The 3,580-nt window shown below is 48.4% G+C and carries 3 protein-coding genes and 1 riboswitch; all 3 genes read right to left on the reverse strand.

Annotated elements, in window-relative coordinates; genetic code table 11:
* Positions 1-230 precede the first annotated feature (230 nt).
* Positions 231-941 (reverse strand): precorrin-2 C(20)-methyltransferase, encoded by a 711-nt coding sequence (locus tag QUB06_RS34225; protein WP_333439246.1) that lies wholly within the window; start codon positions 939-941, stop codon positions 231-233.
* Positions 938-1,567, reverse strand: coding sequence for a precorrin-8X methylmutase (locus QUB06_RS34230; RefSeq protein ID WP_333439248.1), 630 nt, complete (start codon positions 1,565-1,567; stop codon positions 938-940). The genes QUB06_RS34225 and QUB06_RS34230 overlap by 4 nt, the downstream gene beginning before the upstream one ends.
* A 154-nt stretch (positions 1,568-1,721) precedes the next feature.
* Complete coding sequence (gene cobG / locus QUB06_RS34235; protein ID WP_333439250.1) at positions 1,722-3,242, reverse strand: precorrin-3B synthase; 1,521 nt, start codon at positions 3,240-3,242, stop codon at positions 1,722-1,724.
* Between the two features lie 8 nt (positions 3,243-3,250).
* A riboswitch (adenosylcobalamin-variant (AdoCbl-variant) riboswitch) is annotated at positions 3,251-3,330 on the reverse strand.
* Positions 3,331-3,580 lie beyond the last annotated feature (250 nt).

Genomic DNA, 3,580 nt, shown 5'->3' on the forward strand with positions numbered 1-3,580 from the left:
ATTTGTTTATGATTGCTTTATTTGGTTTTCAATGTTCGTGACGGCTTTGTGTTCCGCCATGTAAATAAACATAAAGCATATTCTAAGGTTTGTAAACTATTTTAACAACAGATTAACTGATGTAAGTTATAAGGTTAAGTTATCAATATGAAGAAAACAGGATAAAGAGGTAAGAATGCACAAAAAAGGAGGTAAAGCCTGGAAGCGCGTCGCCTTCAGGCATGGAAATATTAAGATACAGACTTTTGCTGGCTAGGTATCATAATGAGAGCCCAATAGGGAACTTCAGCGGGTTCGACATCTGCGATCGCCCGAATTCGCTGATTCGGCATAGTTGCGCGTTCTATATACAAAGCTCGATCGAACTGTCCCAACTCAATCAGCACGTCCCGGACTTTCGCAAAATGCCTCCCCAGCTTAATAATCACAGCCGCATCAACAACCGCCAGTCGATCGCGCAAAACCTCAGCATCCAGCGTCGCAGGCATAATACTTAACACATCGTTACGATAAGTTAGTGGCACTCCCAACGCAGCCGCACTAGCCATTGTCGAAGAAATTCCCGGCACAACTTCCGTCGTAAATCTCCCCGACAAACGGTTGAATAGATACATAAACGAGCCGTAGAGAAAAGGTTCGCCCTCACATAGCACCGCCACATCCAGTCCGTCGCTCAGATGTGCGGCAATTTTCTCGGCAGCAATATCATAATAAGGTTGAGACGATCGCGTCGGACTAAAAGGCAGGGGCATCGGAATCTCAATTTGCTCCGGGCGCAGATAATCCGCAACGATCGCCCGCGCCAGCACCTTACCATTTTCCATCGCCGGATAGGCAATCACCGGCACCGATTGCAAAATCCGATAAGCTTTCAAAGTAATCAACTCTGGATCGCCAGGGCCAATACCCAAACCGTACAATTTACCAGTAGCCTTAGTCATAATTCATCCTTTTTCGCTAACGCATTCACAGCCGCCGTTGCCATTGCACTGCCACCGCGCCGCCCGTGCAACGTAATAAATGGCACTCCCCGACTGTTGGCGGCCAGTTCGGCTTTGGATTCGGCAGCCCCCACAAATCCTACCGGGAAACCCAGAATTAAAGCCGGTTTGGGTGCTCCGGCATCCAACATTTCCAGTAGTCGGAACAAAGCAGTCGGGGCATTGCCAATTGCCACAACCGCACCCTGCAAGTTATCCAGCCATAAATCAAGCGCCGCAGCCGATCGAGTATTTCCTATTTGGCGCGCCAACTCTGGGATTTCGGAATGCCAGAGGGTGCAAATCACCGGATTGTCAGCCGGAAGGCGTTTGCGAGTGATGCCTTCGGCCACCATCCGGGCATCGCATAGAATCGGCGCACCTGCGACGAGGGCGTTGTGTCCCGCGGTGGCTGCACCGGGGGAAGCTGCTAAATCTGTAACAATATCGGTCATGCCGCAACTGTGAATTACTCGCACGGCTACCGATTCTAAATCGGGCGGCAAGTTTGACAAATCTGCTTCGGCTCGAATTGTGGCGAAGGATTTAATGTAGATTTCTGTTCCGTCTCGAATGTAGTCAATCATTGTTTAAAACTGCTATGGGAATTTTGTGGGATTTGTGAAATAGATTTTTTGAATGAACCGCGAAGGCGCAAAGGACGCGAAGGAAGAAATATCAAGAAAGATAGAAAGAGAAATAATTAAAAATTGTCTGTTTTCCTGAGATATTTTTTCACTTTCAATTCCGATTTTCGGTACTCAACAATTCCTGCAATTTGTCGATCGCCTGCCGATCGACAAACTCACCAAATGACTCCCCAGGCTCTCGAAACCGCTGATACACCCGCAACATTCGCTCGATCGCACCGGGCATCTCGATCGCACTCACCGCCGGAAAAATTGGTCGCCCGAAGGGCAAATCTTTTCTACCCGCGTAAATGTCGTAACCTTCGATCGTCTCGTCTCCTCGCTCAATCTGAATTCCCACCAGTGTGATATCAATTGGCTGGTGCTGGGCGCAGGACTTTTGGCAACCGCTGAAATGAATGTTAATCGGCAGGTCGATCGTCAATTTTTGCGCTAAATCCCTCACCATTGCTAGGGCGTGACTTTGAGTATCTGTCGCCGCCGACGCACAGCCGCTGCTGCCAGCACAAGCCACCAAGCACGAATCTAGGCGAGTCGCCGACGAGTGCAATCCCAAATCGGCGATTTGCTCTTTTACCTCAAAAAGCTGGGAGTTGGGGATGTCAGAAATCAACAGATTTTGCCACGGCGTCAGTCTCAGGGTACTGCTGGCTAGATTTTGGGCTAAATTTGCCAAATTCCGCAGTTGCTTTGATTCTAGCCTACCGAGAGGCAGTGCAATTCCCATGTAGGAGAAACCGGACTGTTGCTGAGGGTAAATGCCGAGATGTCGGTGATGGGAGAGGGATTTTTCAGATGAGGCATCTTGCCTGTTTTTGGGAAAGGTGCAAGATGTGAATTGCTGCAATAAAAATGGTAAATTCTGCTGTACCCTTTCTAGATAACTTTCAGCGCCCCAATCTGCCAGCAGGTGACGCAAACGGGGTTTTTTTCCATCAATTCGAGGTCGATTTTTGGTGTATTCAAGATACGCGCTAGCGAGGGCGGCTAATACTGAAATACATTGCGATTCTTGGATTAAAATTCCTGTATCGCCGTTTAAATGCAGCCGAAAAACGATTTCTGATTGGGTTGAACGACCGAATGCAGCTAATAAAATATCGTTGCGTAAAGCCTCGATCGAAACCGATTCCCCGCCGTCGAAGCCAATACTGAACTTAGGGGAAAGTTCCGACAACTCGGAATGTGTTTGCAGGTAATCATCCCAAGCTTTGACTAGCGGGCGAGTATCGAGTAACTGGTGGCGATCGATCCCTGCTGTCGGGCTTGCCATAATATTGCGAATCGGGTCAACTTCAACGCGCCGAGACGCTATCCCCAATTCCTGCAAGCGGTTCCAGACTTCCGGGGCAATTTCCGAGTTCACTTCTCGGATTTGCAAATTTGCCCGATTTGTCACTTGCAAACAGCCGGTACTGTATTGATCTGCCAAATCGGCGATCGTCCGACACTGCTGCGCGTTTAAAATTCCCCCCGGAATCCGCATTCTCGATAAAACTCCGTCTCGGGCTTGGGAACCGTAAAATAAACCCGGACAAGTCGGCAAATCAGTCAAAGCTAACAAATAATCTCCTCCCCGTGCTACGCAGGGAATCCAAAAGTAAACGCCCACAAAGCGCCCCCGAAATCGGCATTCTGACTTTTACAGTTGCGGCACAGCGCCGGAATTGCACCGGACTTTCCCGCTTTCAGGTTTTAGAAAGGTATCACGAGCTGACCCACAGAAAGCAAAACCCTCAACTTTCTTAACAAAACTCCTGGCGATCGCCCCTGTCTCTCCTTTCATAAGCTTTCCTAATCACAGTCATCAGTTTAACTGTCGTCAAACCCCTTTACAAACCTTAACAACACCGTTAATAATATAAACATCATCCGAACATTGAAAACCAAATAAAGCAATCATAAACAAATGACAACAACCTTACAGCAGCGCGAAAGCGCCAATGTCTG

The sequence above is a fragment of the Microcoleus sp. D2_18a_D3 genome, assembly GCF_036702455.1.
In the GTDB taxonomy this organism is placed as follows: Bacteria; Cyanobacteriota; Cyanobacteriia; order Cyanobacteriales; family Microcoleaceae; genus Microcoleus.